Origin of the sequence: Frankia sp. AgB1.9 (assembly GCF_016786355.1) — a bacterium.
Taxonomy (GTDB): Bacteria; Actinomycetota; Actinomycetes; order Frankiales; family Frankiaceae; genus Pseudofrankia.
Map to the genome: position 1 here is coordinate 1 of NZ_JADWYX010000252.1, position 2,826 is coordinate 2,826.

General features: G+C 70.7%; 3 protein-coding genes and 1 pseudogene. 1 reads left to right on the forward strand and 3 read right to left on the reverse strand.

Annotation, left to right across the window (positions count from 1 at the left end; genetic code table 11):
* A pseudogene (locus tag I6A60_RS40890) lies at positions 1-305 on the forward strand (MFS transporter); the annotation flags it as partial.
* A gap of 29 nt (positions 306-334) precedes the next feature.
* Here I6A60_RS40890 and I6A60_RS40895 read toward each other — a convergent pair.
* The 3 genes from I6A60_RS40895 to I6A60_RS40905 form a co-directional block, all read right to left on the reverse strand.
* Positions 335-787 (reverse strand): response regulator, encoded by a 453-nt coding sequence (locus I6A60_RS40895; RefSeq protein WP_203020960.1) that lies wholly within the window; start codon positions 785-787, stop codon positions 335-337.
* Entirely contained in the window at positions 784-2,457 is a 1,674-nt protein-coding gene (locus I6A60_RS40900; RefSeq protein WP_203020959.1) for a CHASE3 domain-containing protein, read from the reverse strand. The genes I6A60_RS40895 and I6A60_RS40900 overlap by 4 nt, the downstream gene beginning before the upstream one ends.
* Positions 2,454-2,826: SpoIIE family protein phosphatase (locus I6A60_RS40905; RefSeq protein ID WP_203020958.1), on the reverse strand; the 373-nt coding region annotated here is incomplete at its 5' end. The genes I6A60_RS40905 and I6A60_RS40900, both read right to left, overlap by 4 nt.

Here is a 2,826-nt window from a genome sequence, read left to right on the forward strand (position 1 = left end):
CGATCTACACCCACCACTTGGCCGGCACGGCGGTCGCCGCACTGCCGGCCCAGGCCGCGAACGCGGCGCGCGACTCCGTCGGGGCCGCGTTCCAGGTGGCCACCCAGGCCGGCCCTGGGCTACGGGACCAGCTCGTCTCCGACGTCAACGCGTCGTTCATGAGCGGCCTGCATATCGCCTGCTTCGTCGCGGCCGGCGTCTGCTGGCTCGGCGCCCTCGGCGCGCTCGCCCTGCCCGGCCGCCGTGGCATGCACGCCCCGCAGGCCGAGCCCGCGGTGACTCCCGAGGCGGCGGCCGCCGTCTGAAGCGCCTGCGGGTTGGTCCGCCTCCCCGGTCAGTGGCCGGGGAGGCGGACCACGCTGACGAAGAAGTCGTCGATGTGGCGCACGACGTCGACGAACCGCTCGAAGTCGACGGGCTTCGTGATGTAGGCGTTGGCGTGCAGGTCGTAGCTGCGCATCACGTCCTCCTCGGCCTCGGACGTGGTCAGCACGACCACCGGGATGCGGCGCAGCTTGTCGTCGGACTTGACCTCGGCCAGCACCTGACGGCCGTCCTTGAGTGGAAGGTTCAGGTCGAGCAGGATCAGGTCGGGCCGGGGGCTGTCGGCGAACTCACCCTCGCCGCGCAGGAAGCTCAGCGCCTCGACCCCGTCACTGACGACGTGCAGGTTGTTCTTGACCTTGTAGTCCGCGAAGGCTTCCCGGGTCATCAGCACGTCGCCCGGGTCGTCCTCGACGAGGAGCACCTCGATCGGGACAACGGGCTCGGGAAGCGGATTCGTCACGCTGCTCCTTCGTGCGCGGCCACCGGGAGCGCCGCCTCGGCAATCGTCGGCAAGGTGGGAACGTTGTTCGGGAGCGTCCAGCGGAAGGTCGTACCCACCTTCACCTCGGTATCCAACCAGATCGTCCCGCCGTGAAATTCGATGATCTTGCGCACGAGGGCCAGTCCGATGCCGGTTCCCTCGTAGCTTTCCCGGCGGTGCAGGCGCTGGAAGATGACGAAGATCTTCTCGGCGTAGTCGGCCTCGATGCCGATGCCATTGTCCGAACAGGACATTTCCCAGGTGCCGGACTGGGCGACGACGGACTGGGCCACGACGCCGATGTGGATTCGGGGCGTCTCCGTCCCGCGGAACTTGATGGCGTTGCCGATCAGGTTCTGGAACACGGCGGCGAGCAGGGTCGGGTCTCCGGCGATGGTGGGCAGCGGATCGGCGGTGATCTCGGCCTCGGACGCCTCGATCGCCGTGGCGAGGGCCTGCCTGGCCCGGCCCAGCGCGTCGCCCAGGTCGACCGGCACGAACTCGTCGGTGGTGCGCCCGACCCGGGAGAACGCCAGCAGGTCGTTGATGAGCTTCTGCATCCGCTTGGCCCCGTCGACCGCGAAGTCGATGTACTGCTGGCCACGCTCGTCGAGCTGGTCGCCGTACCGCCGTTCGAGCAGCTGACAGAAGCTGGCCACCTTGCGCAGCGGTTCCTGCAGGTCGTGCGAGGCGACGTAGGCGAACTGCTCCAGGTCCCGGTTCGACCGGCGCAACGCGTCGGCCTGCTCCTCCAGCTTGGCCGCCGCCTCCCAGACCGTGCCGAGCTCCTGCACCAGCTGTAGCCGCATGTTCTCCACGCTGTCGGCCAGCGCGGCGACGTCGGGTGGCCCGGCCCTGGCCACGGTGTGGCCTAGGTCTCCGCCCGCGACCGTGCTGGCGTCCTGAGCGATCCGCTCGATTGGCCCGGTGACCCAGAGCCGCAGCGAGCGCCCGATGCCACCCATCAGCGCGGCGAACGCGAGCCCGATGACGATCAGGACCGCGATGAGCTGGTGCAGCGTCGACGACACGCGGCTGCGGGCTGCTATCGCCCGCGTCGTCAGGGAGGTGTCGAGGCGGTCGTCCGCCGCTCTGATCGCGTCGAACGACGGCTTGCCGAAGTTCTCCGGGTCGATGGCGCGGGCTGCGGCGAGGTCACCGCGCCGCGCCGCCGCGGCCACCAGGTCGGCGTACTCCCGGTGCCAGTCCGCGACCCGGGTCCGCAGCGTGCCGAGGTCGTCGGAGAGGCCGGGCCGGCCGCCGACGAGCTGGTCGAGCCGGGTCAGGGCCGCGGTCTGCGCCTTGCCGCCGTCGTCGTAAGGCTGGAGCGCGTCGGACTTGCCGTCCAGGAGGTAGCCGCGCAGGCCGGTCTCCTGGTCCACGAGGCTGGTCATCAGCGTGGCGGCCTGGGTTCGGGCCGGGGAGACGATGTCGGTCCGCTCGTGAATCGCGCGCTCCAGCTGGACCAGGCTGGCGGTGGTGAGGCCGACCCCCGTGAGCAGGATGACCGACGTAATGGTCAGCGCCGCCGCCAGCCGCCGCCGCAGCGGCCAGGACCGGGCGATCGTGCCGAGCCGCCCGCCCCGGCCGGGCCCGGGTGGCGCCACGCCTTCCGGCGCGGGTGGACTCACGGTCGCCTGGTCCGTCACGTCGTCGGCCCCCTCAGCAGCAGCAGCGCGACGTCGTCGGTCAGTGGGCCGCCGTTGCGCCGTTCGATCCGGTCGATGAGCACGTCGGGCAGGTCGTCGTCGCCGGGTGGTGGGCTGATGGTGGCGATCTCGGTGAGGACGCCGTCCCAGCCGAGTCGTTCGCCGGTGGGGCCGTCGCGGCCTTCGAGCAGGCCGTCGGTGGCCAACAGCAGCTCCCAGCCTTCGGGCAGCGCAACCGTGATCGCTTCGCTGGGCAGGAGATCGTCGAGTACTCCGAGTGCTGGCCCTACCTCGGTGTCCGGGAGTGCGGCGAGGTGTGGGTGGATCATTGCGGGTGGTGGGTGGCCGGCGAGGCGCATTGTGAGTGAG